The organism is Cyanobium sp. L1E-Cus, assembly GCF_024345755.1.
Lineage (GTDB): Bacteria > Cyanobacteriota > Cyanobacteriia > PCC-6307 > Cyanobiaceae > Cyanobium_A > Cyanobium_A usitatum.
In genome coordinates this window covers 1-17,574 of sequence record NZ_JAGQBS010000005.1, presented here as the reverse complement: position 1 = coordinate 17,574, position 17,574 = coordinate 1, and the positions used below count along the sequence as shown (strand labels likewise).

9 protein-coding genes are annotated in these 17,574 nt (G+C 64.7%); 5 read left to right on the top strand and 4 right to left on the bottom strand.

Annotated features, from left to right (window positions below; translation table 11 throughout):
* The first annotated feature begins 5 nt into the window (after nucleotides 1–5).
* Nucleotides 6–7,388, top strand: a complete 7,383-nt coding sequence (locus tag KBZ22_RS05965) for a type I polyketide synthase (protein ID WP_255021402.1) — start codon at nucleotides 6–8, stop codon at nucleotides 7,386–7,388.
* A gap of 10 nt (nucleotides 7,389–7,398) precedes the next feature.
* On the top strand, nucleotides 7,399–8,628 hold the full coding sequence (locus KBZ22_RS05960; RefSeq protein ID WP_255021401.1) for a glycosyltransferase family 2 protein: 1,230 nt from the start codon (nucleotides 7,399–7,401) through the stop codon (nucleotides 8,626–8,628).
* Here KBZ22_RS05960 and KBZ22_RS05955 read toward each other — a convergent pair.
* The gene (locus tag KBZ22_RS05955) at nucleotides 8,609–9,112 is read right to left on the bottom strand and encodes an SRPBCC family protein (protein ID WP_254998546.1); all 504 of its coding nucleotides are present in this window, start codon (nucleotides 9,110–9,112) and stop codon (nucleotides 8,609–8,611) included. The genes KBZ22_RS05960 and KBZ22_RS05955 overlap by 20 nt on opposite strands.
* 48 nt (nucleotides 9,113–9,160) lie before the next feature.
* On the opposite strand from KBZ22_RS05955, the gene KBZ22_RS05950 reads away from it, so the two are divergent.
* Both KBZ22_RS05950 and KBZ22_RS05945 read left to right on the top strand, forming a co-directional pair.
* Nucleotides 9,161–10,342: a hypothetical protein gene (locus KBZ22_RS05950; RefSeq protein WP_255021400.1), complete on the top strand. Its 1,182-nt coding sequence runs from the start codon at nucleotides 9,161–9,163 to the stop codon at nucleotides 10,340–10,342.
* Nucleotides 10,339–11,739 (top strand): cytochrome P450, encoded by a 1,401-nt coding sequence (locus tag KBZ22_RS05945; RefSeq protein WP_255021399.1) that lies wholly within the window; start codon nucleotides 10,339–10,341, stop codon nucleotides 11,737–11,739. Before KBZ22_RS05950 ends, KBZ22_RS05945 begins: the two co-directional genes overlap by 4 nt.
* Here KBZ22_RS05945 and KBZ22_RS05940 read toward each other — a convergent pair.
* The 3 genes from KBZ22_RS05940 to KBZ22_RS05930 are packed head-to-tail and all read right to left on the bottom strand — an operon-like array spanning nucleotide 11,729 to nucleotide 16,489.
* Nucleotides 11,729–13,672 carry a hypothetical protein gene (locus KBZ22_RS05940; RefSeq protein WP_255021398.1) on the bottom strand — a complete coding sequence of 648 codons (1,944 nt, stop codon included), beginning with the start codon at nucleotides 13,670–13,672 and terminating at the stop codon, nucleotides 11,729–11,731. The genes KBZ22_RS05945 and KBZ22_RS05940 overlap by 11 nt on opposite strands.
* The gene (locus tag KBZ22_RS05935) at nucleotides 13,665–15,362 is read right to left on the bottom strand and encodes a Wzz/FepE/Etk N-terminal domain-containing protein (protein WP_255021397.1); all 1,698 of its coding nucleotides are present in this window, start codon (nucleotides 15,360–15,362) and stop codon (nucleotides 13,665–13,667) included. Before KBZ22_RS05935 ends, KBZ22_RS05940 begins: the two co-directional genes overlap by 8 nt.
* A complete protein-coding gene (locus KBZ22_RS05930; RefSeq protein ID WP_255021396.1) occupies nucleotides 15,362–16,489 on the bottom strand; it encodes a polysaccharide biosynthesis/export family protein in 1,128 nt (375 codons plus the stop codon). Before KBZ22_RS05930 ends, KBZ22_RS05935 begins: the two co-directional genes overlap by 1 nt.
* 666 nt (nucleotides 16,490–17,155) lie before the next feature.
* Here KBZ22_RS05930 and KBZ22_RS05925 point away from each other — a divergent pair.
* Nucleotides 17,156–17,416: a nucleotidyltransferase family protein gene (locus KBZ22_RS05925; RefSeq protein ID WP_255021395.1), complete on the top strand. Its 261-nt coding sequence runs from the start codon at nucleotides 17,156–17,158 to the stop codon at nucleotides 17,414–17,416.
* Nucleotides 17,417–17,574: the final 158 nt, after the last annotated feature.

The window sequence follows — 17,574 nt, the reverse complement described above, 5'->3', positions numbered from 1 at the left end:
GCCCCATGCCAGAGCCGATTGCAATCGTGGGCATGGGATGCCGGCTTCCGGCGGGTATCAATTCACCTGAAAGTTTTTGGCGATTTCTAAGGGAAGGTCGTGAGGCGATCACAGAGGTGCCCCCCGACCGCTGGAATTTGGATCTCCACTACAACCCTGACCCTGGCCATCCGCTCACTCAGCATGTGCGCCACGGCGGTTTTGTAGAGGGCATCGATCAGTTCGATGCGGCCTTTTTCGGCATTACGCCCAGGGAAGCGGTGTGTATGGATCCCCAGCAGAGGCTTTTGCTTGAAGTGGCTTGGCGGGCCCTCGAGGATGCAGGCAAGCCCCTCGAGCATGTGCGCGGCTCAGCGGTGGGGGTGTTTATGGGCATCTCCAGCTCCGACTACAGCTCCTTGCTTTGGGCTTCGCGGGAGCGCTTCATTACTCCCGACAACGAGCCATTCGTGTTGCCAGGTAATACGGGCTGCATAGCTGCAAACCGTCTCTCGTATTTCTTTGATTTCAAGGGCCCCAGCTTCACTGTCGACACCGCTTGCTCCTCCTCGCTGGTAGCGGTGCACTTGGCCTGCGAAAGCATCTGGCGGGGCGAATCCGAGGCTGCCCTCGCCGGTGGTGTGCAGGCGTTGATTCACCCCGGCATTCAGATGAGCTTTTGCAAGGCAGGTCTGCTAGCGCCGGATGGGCGTTGCAAGAGTTTTGATGCCAGTGCTGACGGATATGTGCGTTCGGAGGGAGCCGGGGCGGTGCTGCTCAAGCCCCTAGCCGCTGCCCAATCAGAAGGAGATTCGATCTACGCGGTTATCCATGGCTCAGCCGTCAATTCTGATGGCCGCAGCAATGGCATGGTTGCCCCCAATGCTCGGGCCCAGATCGCCTGCGTGCGCGCGGCCTTTGACAAGGCAGGCATTGACCCATCGGCTACCCAGTACGTCGAGGCTCACGGTACGGGCACTCGCCAGGGAGATCCGATTGAACTTCGGGCTCTCGGCACCGTGCTTGGCGAAGGGCGTTCAGAGGGGGAGACCTGCCGCGTGGGTTCGGTGAAAACCAACCTTGGTCACTCGGAAACTGCCGCTGGCATAACCGGATTGATCAAGGCGGCCCTTTGCGTAGCTAAGCGACAACTACCCCCCAGCTTGCATTGCCTCCGCCCAAATCCTTCCATTGATTTTGCCGGCCTAAAGTTGCAGGTTCAGACCGAACTGGAGCCGTTCCCCCATCAGGATCGAGCCTTGGTGGTGGGGGTTAGTTCCTTCGGTTTCGGTGGAACCAATGCCCACGTCGTGCTGGCAGATGCTCCCCGCCAGAGCGCGCCTATTCGCTTTGGCGCGCGCATGCCGCTGCAGCTAATCACCCTTTCGGCTCGTACCCCTGAGGCTCTCAACAGGATTGCCTTCGAGTTAGTTCAGCAGTTGCAGGAGCAGCCCAACATCAAGCTCACCGATCTGGCCGCTTCCGCAAACCTCGGTCGCACTGGCTTTCGAAGGCGGGCGGTCTTTCTGGCTCGAGATAAGGATCATCTGGTGTCCCAGCTCCAATCCCTGGCAAGCGACCGACGTCCTCTTCCTGAAGGCGTCTACTGCGCTACCGCATCAAGGCGCCTTGGCAAGCTGGCTTGGCTATTTACTGGGCAGGGTTCTCAGGCCCTTGGCATGGGCCAAGAGCTACTGGCCCATCCCACTTTCCTTGAGGCTTTTGAAAGGGTTTCGGTTCTGCTGGATCCACAGCTAGATAAACCCCTGCGCGAGTTTTTGACGCCCCGGGATGGGGATGAGGCCGAGGCTGCGGCCCTGCTTAATCAGACCGGAGCTACCCAGCCAGCTCTGTTTGCGGTGGGCTATGCCCTCAGCCAGCTCTGGCAAAGCTGGGGAGTGCGACCTGATCTGCTGATGGGTCACAGCATTGGCGAGGTCCTCGCCGCGCACTTGGCCGGTGTTTTTTCCCTGGAGGATGCCTGTCGCCTGGTGTCGGCTCGTGGCCGACTAATGCAGGCTTTGCCTTCAGGGGGCGGGATGGTGGCTTTGCTGGCTCCGCTTGACCAGGTCCAAGCCTTGCTAGCGCGCCACCCAGAGTTGGGGGTGGCTGCTTACAACGGCCCGTTAAACACGGTGGTGGCTGGACCCAGCGCTGCCCTGCGGCAGCTGCTGGCGGATGCTGATGCAGTTGGCTGCAACGCCCGTCAGCTGTCTGTTTCCCATGCCTTTCATACCCGGGCAATGGCTCCGATGCTTGAGGCCTTCGAGCTCGAACTGCGCCAGCTCAGCTATGCGCCCCCCAGTAAGCCGCTGGTGAGCAACCTCACTGGTTTGCTAGCTGGCGCGGAGATTGCCCAGCCGGACTACTGGTGTGACCAAATACTCAGCCCTGTGCAATTTGCCCAAGGTATTGACACCCTTGTCTCACAAGGTGCCCAGGTGTTTCTTGAGATTGGTGCTCGCCCCACGCTCATTGGCATGGCGCGTCAATGCACTCAGGATCAATCCCTCACCCACTGGCCTTCCCTGGAGCAGGGAAAGTCTGACTGGCAGGTGCTTTTCACGAGCCTCGGTGGCCTCTGGCGCGATGGCTACGGCATTGACTGGGCCGGATTCCATCGCCCCTTCCCTGCCCTCCGCATCACCCTGCCCGGCTACCCCTTTGAGAGGCAGCGCCATTGGTGGAGCCGCCAGGGAGAGGGCCCAGCTCCAGGTGGCTTCTGGCTCGACCATTTGGGGATCACGGCTTTAAACAGCACGCCTCAAGCCCCTGTTTTCCAGCCTGGAGTGGATAGGCCATCCTCCAGTGGTTCGCGTTCTGCTGCTGCTGAAAGGTTCACTCGGATCGATCTGCCTGGCGAAACGGAGGTGCACCAGACGCGTTTGTGTAGTGAGGGAACCGACCTAAGCGACCACTTGATTCGCACTCAGGCGGTGTTCCCGGCAGCGGGGTTCATTTTGGCGGCACTGGCGCTATTGGATCAGGCCGAGCAGCCCCTGAGGCTGGGTTCGATGAAACTGGATCAGCCGCTGAAGTTGGTCGCTCCAGGTGCAGCGGCCTGGCTCCAGGGCCATTGGTGCACCGATGGATTGACTTTCTACAGCCGGCCCGATGCTGCCGAGCTCTCCCCCTGGCAGCGGCATGGCGAGGTCTCCCTAGCTGGGGACTTGCCGGTAGAGCCGCCATTTGCCCTGTCGCCGGCGCCGGACTCGGTGCAAGAGGTGGAGCTTGATAGCTTCTACGAAGCCTTGGCGCAGGTGGGTCTGGAGTACGGCCCTACTTATCGCGGCCTGCGGCAACTCAAGCTGGCGGAAGGGCAAGCCTGGGCTGAGCTGGAGCGACCGGAGAGGGGCCAGGACCGGGGGCTACTCGACAGTTGTTTCCAGGCTGTGGCTGTGCTCCTGGATCCAGCGGCCCGGGAAGGCCAGCTGCTTCTCCCCGTGGGGCTGGAGCAGCTTTGGCTGGCGGCCTTGCCCCTACCTGATCGTTTGCAATGTCAGGTGCGGCTTCAGCCGAGTCAGGAGCCGGCCTTCGTTCTCGCTGACCTCGTGCTCCATGAGGACGGCGCTCCCTTGGGCTGGATTCGGGGCTTCCGGCTGCGGCGTCTGCCTAGGCAGGCGATGGAGTGGTTGTTTCCCCTGCCGGCGGCTAACCCCCAGCCAGGCGCGCAGAACTGGTTGCTGGAAACAAATTGGCAGGAGGCAACGAACTCCAATTCACAGCCGCTGCCAGGCCCCGCACCGCTGAGACTTGCTGAAGGTGAGGTGATCCCCCCAGGAGTAGGGCCGCTTTTGCTCTGGCCTGATCTCACTAAGCCTGCCTGTGAGTTGGAGGCGTTGGCAGCCCAAATGCTGCTTTGGGCCCAGCAGCTGGCAGCCGTCCCGCCCCGGCCTGTTTGGCTTGTGCTGCAGGGAGAGGGGCCTCTCGCTGCCGGCTTGGCAGCGTTTGGGCGTTCGGCTGCGCTTGAACAGACCGCCCTGGGTTGGACAGTGCTTCTTATTCAAGAAGGCAGCCCGCCAGCTGCTGCCGATTGGTCAGCCCTGTTTGCGCTAGGTGAGCGCGAACCTTTGCTGGCCTGGCGTGATGGCAGGGCCTGGGTGCAGCGTCTTAAGCCCCTGGCCGATGCCCCCTTCCGCTTGGAAAGCGGTTCGTTGGGCAGCCTGGAGACGCTGCGGGCAGTGCCCCTGGAGAGGCGGTCGCCTGGCCCCGGGGAACTGGAACTGGCGGTAGAGGCCACGGGCCTCAATTTCCGCGATGTGTTGAACGCTCTGGGACTGCTGGCGGGCTACAGCCGTGAACTTGGCATGGATGCTGATGCCCGCATGCCCTATGGCGGCGAATGTGTGGGTCGGGTGGTGGCCGTTGGCCCTGGTGTGGATCCGGGGCTGGTGGGTGAGCGGCTGCTGGCCGCCTTGGCGGTGGGCAGCCTGGCTAGCCACGTTGTCTGCCGCGCCGCCCTTTGTGTGCCACTGCCACCGGCGCTCGATCCGGCCCTGGGGGCCAGCGTCAGCACGGCTTTCCTCACAGCTATCTACGGCCTCCAGACCCTGGCCCAGCTGCTCCCTGGTGACACTGTGCTGATCCATGCGGCCGCTGGGGGGGTTGGTCAGGCGGCCCTGCAGGTGGCCCGACGCTGCGGTGCGCGGGTGTTCGCTACCGCCAGTGCGGCTAAGCAGGCGGGTCTGCTGCAGCAGGGGGTTGAGGCTGTGTTTGATTCCCGCAGCCTCGACTTTGCCGAGCAGGTGCTGGCCGTCACAGGGGGTCGGGGAGTGGATGTGGTGCTCAACAGCCTCAAGGGTGACTGGGTGGAGGCAAGTTTTGCTGCCCTGGCTGACGGCGGCCGTTTTGTGGAGCTTGGCAAAATTGAGATTTGGAGTCGGGAGGAGGCCCTCCGCCGCCGGCCCGACAGCAGCTACCTGCCCTTCGATCTGCTGGAGGTGGCCGCTGCCGACCCCGGCCTTGTGCGCGGCTTATTGCTGGAGCTGCTGGCCGATCTTGAGGCCGGCCGCTACGCCCCCATCACGCTGCAGGCGTTTCCGATCGAGCGCGGCGTGGAGGCGTTTCGGCTTATGGCCCAGGCCCGGCACGTGGGCAAGGTCGTGATCACCCAGCCAGAGCGGCCGGCTGCCTGGGCGATCCGCCCTGAGGCTTGTTATTTGGTGACGGGGGCTTTCGGTGCAATCGGCCAGCAGCTCTGTTTCTGGTTGGCTGAGCAAGGTGCTCGTTCCCTTCTGCTCTTAGGACGCACACCTGACCCCACCCTGGTGGAGCGCTTGCAGGCCCAAGGGGTTGGCTGCGAAGTGGTCGCCTTCGATCTGGCTGCCGATCCGGTAGAGCGGTTAGCCGAGGCTCTGCGGGGCCAACCCTTGGCCGGCTTATTCCATGCCGCCGGGCATTTGGATGACGGTCTTCTGGAGGGGCAGACCCCCGCTCGCCAGGCGGCGGTGATTGCGCCCAAATTGGCTGGCTGGCAGAAGCTGGAGTTGGCCTGCCGGCTGGCCAACTGCCAGCCGGAGTTTGGAGTGGCCTTTTCATCGATGGCCGCTCTGCTCGGATCCCCCGGGCAAACCAGCTATGCCATGGCCAATGGCGCTCTCGACGGCTTGGCTGCCGCTGCAAACGACTGGCCTCTGCTCTCGGTGCAGTGGGGGCCTTGGGGTGGGGCCGGTATGGCGGAGGGTCTTGAGCGCCGCTTTGCCGCCCTGGGGGTTGGTCTGCTTCCACCTCCTCAGGCATTTGGGGCCCTGGGATTGCTGTTGGAGCGGGGCAGGTCTGGTTGCGTAGCCGTGCTCAATAATGATTGGCCGAAGTTGGCAGCCCAGCTTGGTAACCGTCAGGCGGCCATGCTGCAACCGCTGCTTGATGTTGACGGCCGCGGCGATCAAGGGGGCGAGGGTGAGATCCTGCGCCGCCAGCTTGCCGAGGCCGACTCTGACCAGCGCCCGGCGCTGGTGGTTGCGCTGCTGCAACAGCGCTTGGCGATTGTGATGGGGCTGGAGGATGGGCGCAGTCTTGATTCCGGTGATTCCCTGTTCCACATCGGCCTCGATTCGCTCATGGCTGTGGAGCTGGCTGCAGGGATCCAGCGGGACCTGGGGGTGAAGTTGGAGCTTGAATCCCTCGCTGGCGATCCCACGATCGAAGCCCTGGCGGCGGTATTGCTAGAGGCTCTGGTAGATCCCCAGGCTGGGGCAGAGCGGGTGTTGGATTTGGGCCGGGAAGCCCAGTTGGCATCTCACTGGAGCTTGCCAGCGGTCTCCACCACTACCTCCTCCGCAGCAGCAGGCCCAGGGGAGGCGATTTTGGTTACGGGCGCTTCCGGCTTCCTGGGTGCATACCTGCTGGCGGGCCAGCTGCAGCGCTGGGATCAAGTGCGGGTGCGGTGCCTGGTGCGGGCCAGCGATCCCTCCCAGGGGCTGAAGCGGATTCGCGCCAACCTTGATCACTACGGTCTCTGGCAGGACAGCTGGAGCGAACGTCTGATAGCAGTGCCCGGCGATCTGGCCAAGCCCCGCTTCGGTCTCTCGGAGCATGGCTTTGCTCAGCTGGCTCAAGGCCTAGGGGGCATCCTGCACAACGGTGCCCAGCTCAGCCAGATGGCCCCCTACAGCCAACTGGAGGCGGCCAATGTGGGCGGCACCAAGACGGTGCTCGACCTGGCGGTGCATCCGGCCGCCATCGGCTCCCTGCCCGTGCAGCTGATCTCCAGCGTGGCGGTCTTTGAGGCGGCCGCCTACCGCAACCGGGCGGTGCTGGAAAGCGACGACGTGTCGGGGTGGCGCGGCATCCATGTGGGCTACTCCCAAACCAAATGGGTGAGTGAGCGGCTGGTGCTGGCCGCTGGGGCTGCCGGGTTGCCGGTCACGGTGTATCGCCCGCCCCTAATTGGGGGCCATTCCAAGACAGGCGCTTGGCACCAGGACGACCTGCTGCACCGGCTGCTGCGGGGTTGCCTAGCTCTGGGTATGGCGCCCGATCTGCCCTGGGAGCTGGATCTGGTGCCGGTGGACTACGTGGCCGATGCGGTTACGGCTCTGGCCTGGACGACGGAAGCGGTGGGCCGCAACGTGCACTTGCAACACCCCCAGCCGATGCTGCTGGCCGATCTGCTTGGCAAACTGATCGAGCGGGGGGCACCGCTGGAGCTGGTGTCGATGGAGCGCTGGCTGGAGGCGATCGATGCTGATCCGGCCAACCCCCTGCACGGCATTCGCGCCTTCTTCGTGCGGCGCTGGGGCGACGAGCAGCTCACCTACCCCGAGCTCAATCAGGCCGGGGTGCGGGCCCGGCCCAGCTGCCTGGCCACCGTGGCGTCTCTGGCGGCCCATGGCGTGCGCTGCCCGGGCTTCGAGGAACTGATCGGCCCCTATGCCCGCAGCCTGATCACCGGCATGGCCTCGCTGTGATCAATTGTCTGTGATCGCAGCGCTTCTAGCCGGCGCCCTGCTGGCCACCCTCGGCTTGCAGCTGCTGCTCACGCTCGCCTTCGCGGTGGTGGTGCGGCGGCGGCTGCGGCGGCTCCCCGGCCTGGCCCAGCCAGCGCCGGCGGCCGAAGTGGTGTTGTGCCTGCGGGGAGCCGACCCCAGCCTGGCTGCTGCCCTCATGGCTCTGGCGGGCCAGACCTACCCGGGCCCCTGGCGACTGTTGGTGGTGGTCGATTCCCGCCAGGATCCGGCCTGGCCCCTAGCCCAGCAAACGATCGCCCGGCTGGAGGCGGCGGGCCAGGCTGGCTGGCAGGCGGCCCGGCTCACCCCCCTGGCGGCCCGGCCGGCCCAGGGCTCGCTCAAAAGCGCCTCGCTGCGCCAGGCCTTCGGCGAGCTAGACGCAGCCACCGAGCTCGTGGCCCTGGTGGATGCCGATGCGGTGGTGGCGCCCGGTTGGCTGGCGGCCCTGGCGGCGGGCTGCGGCCAGGATGGCGTCGGGGCGGTGTCGGGCAACCGCTGGTATGCCCCGGAGCAGGGCAGTGGCCCCGGGCTGGTGCGGGCGATCTGGAACGGCGGCGCCCTGGTGCTGATGACCCTGCTGGGCATCCCCTGGGGGGGATCGCTGGCGGTGCGACGCGAATTAATCGAGCCCAGTGGTTGGCGAGCGGCGCTTGCCACCAGCCTCTGTGAGGACACGGCCTTGCCCGCCCCGCTGGCCCGCTGCGGCTGGCGCTACGAATTCCGGCCGGAGTTGATCGCCCTCGACCGCGACGACAGCATTGGCCTGCGGCCGCTGCGGCGCTGGATCAGCCGCCAGCTATTAACGGCGCGGCTGCACCACCCCGCCTGGCCCCTAGTGGCACTGCATGGCTTGGGTAGCTGGCTGCTGCTGCTAGCTGTGCTGGCGGCGCTGCTGGTGGCTCTTTGTTTGGGTCTCTGGTCTGCGGCAGCCGGATTGTTGGCTGCCCTGCTGGCCTACGAGCTGGGCTGTGTTGCCCTGCTGCTGTTGATCGAGTCGGTGGCCTGCCGGTCGCTGCGCCCTCTAGGGAGAGAGCTTCCCCGGCAAGATCTCGCCCACGCCTGGCAGTTGTTGCGCTGGCTGCCCCTGGCCCAGTGGGTATATGGCCTGGCCACCCTGCGGGCCTCCCTGGCTAGGAGGGTGGAGTGGCGCGGAGTGCACTACGAGGTGCTGGGGCGCGGGGTTAGGAGGGTGCGCGGTTGACGCTATTAATCATCGCCTTGGCCAGGATTTGCATCGATTGGCGCAGGTTGGTTTCGGTGAGTTCGTAGTAGGTGCCCAGCAGGAAGCCGGGAATTTGGGGCACCACCTGCAGCTGGTGCTTCAGCAGCACGCCGCCTTTGACCGGGGTAATCGTCCAGTTACCGCTTAATTGCTTGATGCGGTCGCCGCGGATCAGGGAGTAACTCATCTTGGTGGGAGGAGTCTCTTGCACCTGGAGGTTTGCCTTAATGCTCAGCCCAAAGGTGTATGGGGCTTTGTAAGTTTGCGAGAGTTCAATATGGCGTCCCGAGCGGCTCAGTACCTTGGTCTGCTGGATGTCGGGCATCAGCCCTGGCATGGATTCGTAGTTGGAGAGCACGCTCCAGGCTTGCTGGGCTGACACCGGCACCATGACGGATGCGGTGTAATTTCCCTGGCTTCCCTTCAGGTTGACTCGAGCAGCGGGTGAGGCAAGTATCGGCATTGCCTGCTGAGATGCTACTAATGCCAGTGCGAACGGGAGACAGAGTCGTTGCGGCAGAAAAGTTGCGAGCACGGCATTAGGAGCGGTTCCGACATTCTTGACCAGGATGGCCCCCGTCGGCGCGTCTACTTTTTAAGTGGCTTCGATCCCCGCGGGGCCAGTTTTTACTACCGCATGTTTGGCGAGCAGGTGCGTCAGCTCAAGCATTGGAGCGGCCGTTGCTTGAAGACAAGCCACCGTCGTGGCCAAAAGCAGGACCACCTGATCAGCAGTTGGCAGGTGCAGGAAGATTTGGCCTTACGGCTGGATTTCTGTTTCCTGCACTGGGACGACATCGCCCGGGCCCATTGGCCCAAGAATCCACTGGTGCTTTTGCGCGATGGCATCAGCATCTATAGCTGGTACGTCTTTGCTGGTGGATATTTAAAGATGCGCCGCTTGTCGGAGCAGGTGGCCTTGTGTGGCCTCTATCCAGTCCTCTACGTGGGCACAACGCTGCTGGTACTGCTTATTGCCTGCAGTTTTTTGGGAATATTGAGCTATTTGCAGCTGCTGCCAGCCAGCTTGCTGTTGCTCCTGCAGCTGGTTGTCGTGCTTTCCGGCTGCGTGCTGGCCTGGCGCTTGGCCAACCACCTCGGCGTGGTGTGGTTGTTTCGCTCAATTCGCTTCACCCACCGGCTGGGTCAGGCGCGTGACGGCGATCTGCGGCGCCGGGTGGCGGAGCTGGCTCAGCGAATCGGCGAGCTGGAGGCCAGTGATCCTGCTGCTGAGGTGCTGTTGGTAGGCCACAGCAGCGGCTCCTTCGTGATGGCGATGCTGGCTGCAGAACTGCGCCGCCAGGGTGTGGACCGGCAGCTGGCCGGGCGGTTGCAGTTGCTCAGCCTGGGCCAGAACCTGGCCAACCTGGCTGTGCATGGCAAGGCCCGCGCCTTTCATGACGATCTGGCTCTGATAGCAGAGGAACCGCGGCTGCCTTGGCTTGATATCACCTCCCGCGACGACTACCTCTGCTTCGCGGCGGTTGACCCTTACCTCAGCTGCGGCGTGGCCCGCCAGGGCCCCGAGGCCTACCCGGAGCTGCGGCTAATCCCCCTGGCCCAGCGCCAGGGCCTCAGCAGACTGGTTGATCTGCTCAGCCACCAATTTGATTTGCACTTTGAGTACCTGCGCACCGCGGAGCCAGGGCGCAGCGGTGGCTTTGATCTGATCGAGCAGCTGCTGGCGCCATGACCCAAGAGCCCGTCTATCCGCCGCCAGAGCCCTACACGCCGAATTTTCTGCGGCGCATCCGCCGGGGCCTTTATTCCTGGTTTGGCCTGCTCAATGAATGGGACTTCCGCATTCCGGTGGGGGCGTTGCGATTCATGGGCCTGAACCTGTTGCTGGTGAACGAGCCGGCGGCAGTGCGCCAGGTGATGGTGAGCGAGGTGGAGGCTTTCCCCAAGCATCCCTACATGCTCTGGATCCTGGAGCCCCTGATCGGTCGGGGAATCTTTGCGGTGAACGGCGAGGAGTGGGCCCAGCAGCGCCGGCTCCTGGACCAGGCCTTCCAAATGGCCCAGCTGCAGCGGGTCATGCCTCAGATGGCAGCAGCTTGTCAGGCAAGTTTGGCGCGGCTGGAGGCCCAGGTGGCTGGTGATCTGGTGGCTGGCCGCTCGGTGGATGCCGATGCCGAGATGACCCTGGTGACAGCCGATGTGATCGTGCGGACAATTTTGTCTCGGTCGCTGGAAGGGGCGGAGGCTGAGGCGATTTTTGCGGCCTTCACTCGCTACCAGAAGCGCGCTGGTCGGGCGCTGATGCTGCGCTTGCTGCGGTTGCCGCGCCGGCGCCTGCAGGGCTACCTAGCCAGGGATGCCGCCCCGATCCGCGCCTGGCTTGCCGCTGCGATCGATGCCCGCTTGAACGCCCCCGCTGCCCACACTCCTGGCGACCTGCTGGCTGCTCTGATCGAAGCCCGCGATCCGGAAACTGGTGCCTGCTTCAGCCGCGAGCAGTTGCTCGATCAGGTGTGTGTTCTGTTTTTGGCGGGCCACGAAACCTCCGCCAGTGCCCTGGGCATGGCGGTGTATCTGCTGGGCTGTTTCCCCGAGGTGCAGCAGCGCCTGCGCGCTGAGGTGCTGGAGGTGTTGGGCTCCCGGGCCGGCGCGCCGGATCGACCGTTGGGCTTTGAGGATCTGCGCCAGCTCTCCTACGGGGCCGCAATTTTTAATGAAACCCTGCGTTTATACCCACCGCTAAGTTTTTTCAGCCGCGAGTCTCAGGCCAACACCGAGCTGGCGGGCAGCCGCTGCCCGATGCGGGCCTTGGTGACGATCTCCCCCTGGGTAATCCAGCGCCACGAGCAGCACTGGAGCGAGCCCAACGCCTTTAGGCCTGAGCGCTTCCTGAGTGATGCCAATGCAGACGATCGGCGCTGGGCCCGCGATGCCTTTTTGCCCTACGGCCTGGGGCCGCGCAAGTGCCCGGGAGCGGCTTTTGCCCAGCAGGAAGCCCTGCTGGTGCTGGCCGAGCTGGTGCGCCGCTTTGAGGTGCTGCCCGATCCTGAGCACGAGCCGGAGCTGGTGGCGCGGCTCACCCTGCGCTCCCGCAACGGCATTCGGGTGCGCTTGAGAGCTAGAAGCTGAAGGCCAGGCGGGCTCCCACGCGCACCTGGTCGTTGCCGAGCAGCTGGCCGAGGTCGTAGAGGCCGGCGGCATTGGAAACGTAGACGTCGAGGGTGGTGGATGCCGAGGCCAGCCAGCGCAGCGCCAGGCTGCCGTTGGAGCCGTTGTCGCCGCCGAGATCGGTTGCTACAAGGTTGATTTCTGGGATTAGTTGAAAGCGGCGACCCAGCTGCAGGTTGGCGGCCAGGCCCACGCCCCAACTGGTGCCGTCGCCGTTCAGGGCGAGCTTGGGGTTGAGGTGGAAGGCCAGCGTTGGGGAGGCCTCCCAGGTGTTCATGGTTTCAAAGAAGAGGTAGCCCTGCTTGCTGCTCTCGTCTTCGTTGCGGCCAACGGAGATGCGGCCGGCGGCCCAGAGGGGCAGCTTCTTGCTGGGCCGAAACACCATGGCCTTGCCGCCGAAGCGCAGGTTGAGGCCACCGTTTCCGGCAAAGGTGTTCACGTAGCTGTTGCGTGGCTCGATGCCGTTGAACAGGCCGCCGGCGATCTGGAACTGGAAGTCGTTGGACACTGAGTAGCCGGCGCCGCCGAAGAGGTTGCCGCGGCTGTCGCCGTTCAACCACAGCTGGGTGGTGCCATCGGCAGGTGTGAGGGCGGTGTTGACGCTGAGGCCGCCGAGGGCCAGGGAGGCCTGGCGGCGGGTATAGCGGGGGCTGGGGGAATCCATGGCGCCGGGATTCCAGGTGAAGCGCCCATTGAGCATGGGCTCGGTGGGCGCGCTGGGCAGGGCCAGGATGGCGGTGGCCGGGCTGAGGCCAAAGCCGTTGGTGATGCTGGCTTCTAGGCCGATGCGGGGGTTCACCGCAATGTTGGCGCCGGCGGTGAGGATCGGCACGCGGGAGTACACCAGATCGCCGTCAAAGGCATTGGTGCCGGGCCCGAAGGGCAGCAGCCCCGAGGCGAACAGCTGCACCTGGTTGCCGAGGCGGTAGCTGGCGCCGAGGCCCAGGCTGATGGTGGTGCCGTAAAACTCCCCGGCACCGCCCTGGCCGGAGCCCTGGGAGTCGGGCAGGAAGCTCACCGCCGGCACCAGCGAGAGCTGCAGCTGGCGGCTGGCCTGCCAGGTGAGGGGCAGGGAGAGGGCCCCCACCCAGTTGCGGGTGAACACCAGCTGGCCGGAGTCGTTGAAGATGTTCGGGGTGCCGGGCCCATCGCAGCTCACGGTGCCGCCGCAGCCGCTGCCCACGGTGAAGAGTTCTAGGGCTCCTTCGGCGGCGAGCTGCCAGTTGGGGCCCCCGGCGAGGCGGCCGCGCAGGCTGGCGCCGGCGGCATTCCAGTAGTTGGCTGGCTGGCTGGGCCGGCTGGGGATGGCGGCGTAGAGGGGGTCGTCGGCGTAGGTGTAGGTGAGCGACAGCAGCAGCGCTCTGGAGAGGCCCACATCGGCGCGGAAGCCGTAGTTCTGGTTGCCGCTGCCGCCTGCGGCACCACCATCGCCGGGGCTCACCTGCTGGAAGCTGAGCTGGGCCAGGCTTTCATCCAGGAACCAGGCGGTGGGCAGGGGGCCCAGGCGCAGCATGGGCAGGTAGTCGGCCCGGTTGGGCAGCAGGCCGGCGAACACGGCCTCGGCTTCCGCGGCGCTAGCTGGGGCACTGGCTGAGGTGCTGGCCTCGGGTGGCGGCGCCAGGGAGGGATCACCTTCAGGCACAGGAGCCCATTGGGGCTGTGTGCTGCTGCCGGGATCGCCGGGGGGCAACGGCTGCCAGCTGGCACCGGGCAGGCCAGGATCGGTAGTCGGTGGCACGGGGTTCCAGCCCTGGGGGCTGGCGGCGTCGCTGCCGGGGGCGGGTGCCAGGGGCTGCCACTGGGGCTGGGCCCAGCTGGGCTCCCCCAAGCTGCTGGAGCTCAGGCTGAGCAGGGCCGCGGCGACGGGCAGCAGCTTGGCCAGAGGCCTAGGCATCAGTGCTCTGGAGCAGCAGCCAGCCCAGGGAGGGCCGGCCTTGGAGTTGGAGCTGCTGGCCTAGGGCGTCGAGCTGGGGGCGGGTGATGGCGCCAGGCCGGGCCACCAGCAGCTGGGCCTGGCAGGTGCCGGCGGCCACCAGATCACTGGTGCAGAGCACCTGGGCGCCGGGGGTGGCCTGCTGGAGCACCTGCTGCAACGCCTCAGCCAGCTCAGGTTCGCCTTGGCCGTTCACCGGGATCATGGCAACGGTGGACGACCCGGCCAGGGGGCCTGAAGCCAGCAGGGCCAGGGTGGCGGCCCAACTTTCAGGCGCGGCGGGATCGAGGCGGGCCAGCAGGGGACCCGGCAGGGCGGCCTGCAGCTCGTCGCTGGCGAACACCCGGCCGCTGCGGCGCTCGGCCACCAGGGCGGCGCCGGAGCCGAGCACTAGGCCGGCCAGGAGCCCTAGGGCCAGGTTGCGGCCCTTGCTGGGGGAGACGGGCTTGTCGAGCAGGGTGGGGGTGGAGATCAGCTGCCAGGGGTCGGGTTTGCGGGCCTGCTCGAGGGCCAGCACCCGGCGCTCGTCTTCCAGCTTGTTGAGGGTGGCCTCATCGCGGGCGGCCACCCGCAGCAGTTCGCGGTAGCGAATCAGCACTCCCTTGGGGCGATCGGCGGCGGCGAGGCGGGCCTGGGCGGCACTGCGCTTGGCGTCTAGGAAGCCAAATGCTTTGGTTTTCAGCAGGCCGATCAGCAGGCTCCGCTCCTGTTTGAGTGTCCTGATCGAATCCTCTCTTTCAGTGAACTTTGAGCGCAGGAAAGCCAGCTGGTTATCGATCGCGTTGAGGCGCTGGGGAAGCCCTTGGGCGGCGAGCTCGGGAATCAGCAGGCCCTGGAACATGACGGTGTTTGGGTCGCTGCCAAGGGATCTCAGTTGTTTGAGTTGTTCATTGATATTGCGGATCTCATTGGCGGCCTGCACCCGAATGGCTTCGATGTTGAGGGAATTAACCACCTCTTCGTCCCCTTTGCCTCCACCCTTGAGGGCGGTGAGGTCTTGTTCGATGGCGTACCGCTGGGCAGCGCGCAGGGAGGCCACGGCCCGGAGTCGGTACACCTCGATCTGCTGGTCGAGGTAGGCCACGCCGCGCACCAGACCGCGCTCGCGGTCGCGCCCGGAGTAATCCTGGTAGGCCTTGGAGATGCGATCGATCACCGGCAGCACCAGGGGCTTGTTGGTGTCGCGGTAGGCGAGGTTGAGCACGGAGGTGCCCTTCTCGAGCTTGATCTCGAGGTCGTCCTTGAGCCAGTCGGCGTAGCGCAGCCGGTCAACGTTTTCACCGGCCCGCTGCTTGCTGGTTTTGACGAAGTCGAACACCGGCTTGAGCACCGAGGGACTCTCGAGGATCTTCACCTCGGTTTCGAGGCTGTCCTTGCCGCCACCTCCGGTGCCGATCAGGGAAGCCAGGGCCGGATTCTGGGCCAGCAGTTGGGATGCCCCTCCGCCCTGTTTCTTCTCGGGATCGGCCAGCACGATCTGGAATTCCCCTTCCCACACCGGCTTCTGCAGCAGGGTGATCACAGCGGAGAGCAGCAGGGTGCCGCCGGCCACCTGGGCGATCAGGCGCCAGCGGCGCCGCAGGGAGGCGGCGATCTGGCCGAGGTCGATCACGTCGTCGGCTGGAGCCGGCTGGGGCAGGGAAGGGCTCATCAGCGGAACAGGCTGTACACCGAGTACACCCCCACGAAGGGGCCTGTGAGCTCGTTCATAACCCCAATACTGGCTGACAGGGCTGAATCCTGAACTCGAATGATGTCGCCAGCCATCAGGATCGGATTGGCCGCCGAGTCGCTGGCGGCGTTGGGGTTGTAGGTGAACAGGCGACGATCCAGTTCACCTTCTCGGGTGAAGCGGATGAATTCCACCTTGCCGCGCAGCAGGGAGGGGCCGCCAGCAAGGTTTAGGGCCTGGTTGAGGGCTGAAGCCTGGGGCAGGGTGATGCCACCGGGGGTCTTGACCCGGCCGCTCACGTACACCTGGATGAACTGGGGGCTGAGGTTGGTTTGCCCTGCCTTGAGCAGCTGCTCGCGCAGCACCACAGGGCTTTTGGCCACGCTCACCACGTCGCCGTCGAAGAGGCGGATGTTCTGGGATTCATCACCCTCGGTGATCAGGCTGAGGAAATTGAGCTGGGTGCGGATCTTGCCGCCGCCGGCACTCACGGGCTGGCGGCGGGTCACCTGCACCTCTGCCAGGTTGGAGTAGGGGGTGATCCCCTGGGCGGTGCGGATCGCGTCGAACACGGTGGGGAACAGGGCCCCGAAGGTAGTGATCCCGCCGGCGCCAGAGCTACTGGTGCCCGAACCTGGCGAGGAAGTGCTGTCGGGCCTGCTGTTGAGCTGATCGCCGCCGCTGGCACGGATCGCCGCATCAGCTTCGCTGGACACACTTCCCAGCTCCTGGGCGCCACTGAGGGTGTAGTACCCCGGCCGCTTCACCTCGCCGCCCACGTAGATGCGGATCGGGCGGAAGCCCACCGGGCGGATGTAGATCTCGGGCTGGCGCACGTAGCGCTTGAACTGCTCGGTGAGGAAGTAGCGCAGCTCCTCCACCGTGAGCCCTTCTACATAGAGGGCGCGCAGGCGGGGAAGGTAGAGAGTGCCATCTGGGCCTATCGACACGGTGCCGCTGAGCTCGGGGATGTCGAGCAGCTCGATCTGCAGGGTGTCGCCCGGGCCAAGGATGTAGCTGTCGTATACGACGCGGCTGCGGCTGGCGGCCGCCGGGGTTGGGGTGTTGGCCAGGCAGGGTTGCAGGCCCAGAACAGCCACTGCCACGGCTGTTCCCACCCACCAAACTCGTCGTTGCAACGCTTGCACCGGAATGGAACATCACTCGTAACTCCGACCTTATCTAACGGAGCGGGCAGATTTGCTGCAGCAGTGCCGCTGTGATGACTGGGACGGGTGGGAGGTGAGAACAGGTCTTAACCTGTGAATTAGACACATACTCACAAGACGAGATCGGGCTCTGTTGCTGTGCGATCTTTGGCTAGCCGAGGCGAGAAGGTTGAGTTCTGCTCCCTTCCCTTCTGCGTTCATACGCCATAGGTATATCTATGGCTGGCGCTTGATGAGGTTGGCGCTGCGATGAGCACGAGCCCCCAAGCACAGTTAAGGCTTCCGTACGCTCTATACAGAACCTCTAAGGGTGTTTTAGAGCGAAATAGCATGGCCAACGCCACCACCGTTTCCAGGTCAAGCGCGTTCCCCCAGCCGATGACCTGCAACCACTTGGTTGTGAGCTAATGGCAGAAGACATCCGCTGGCAACAGCGCTTCAGCAACTACCGCAAAGCCCTGGAGCTCCTGGAGGATTTCCTGGAGCCTCCGGCGTTGAATGAACGCGAGCAGCTGGGTCTGATCAAGGCCTTTGAATACACCTATTGCCCTGTTTTCAGCAGCTGCGCAGCAGGCTGGAGCAACGGGTTGAGGAGGAAGCACCATGAACATCCCAGCACAGCCGCAGGTGCAGTGCATCTGGCTGTTTGGTTCGCGGGCGATGGGGCGTGAGCAGCCAGGGTCTGATCTTGATCTCTGCCTAGAGGCCCCGCAGCTGAACCACAGCGATCGTCTGCGGCTGATGAACGCCGTGGATGATCTCTGCCTGCCCTGGCAGGTGGATCTGGTGCTGCGTCATGTGCTGCCCGCCGAGTTGGAAGAGCATGTGCAGCGGATGGGCCGCTGCCTCTGGACCAAGCCATGACGACCGGTTGCCGCCGAGGCCGTCTTTCTAAGGAAGCTCTGGTCAACGAGGGTTTCACGCTGGCAGCACAGAGCAATTTTGCAGATAGGTGGATTTCTGGGTGATCCAGCTCTAATTTACCTTCTTCTTACTCTTTGAGAGTAGCTTTGAGCCTATTC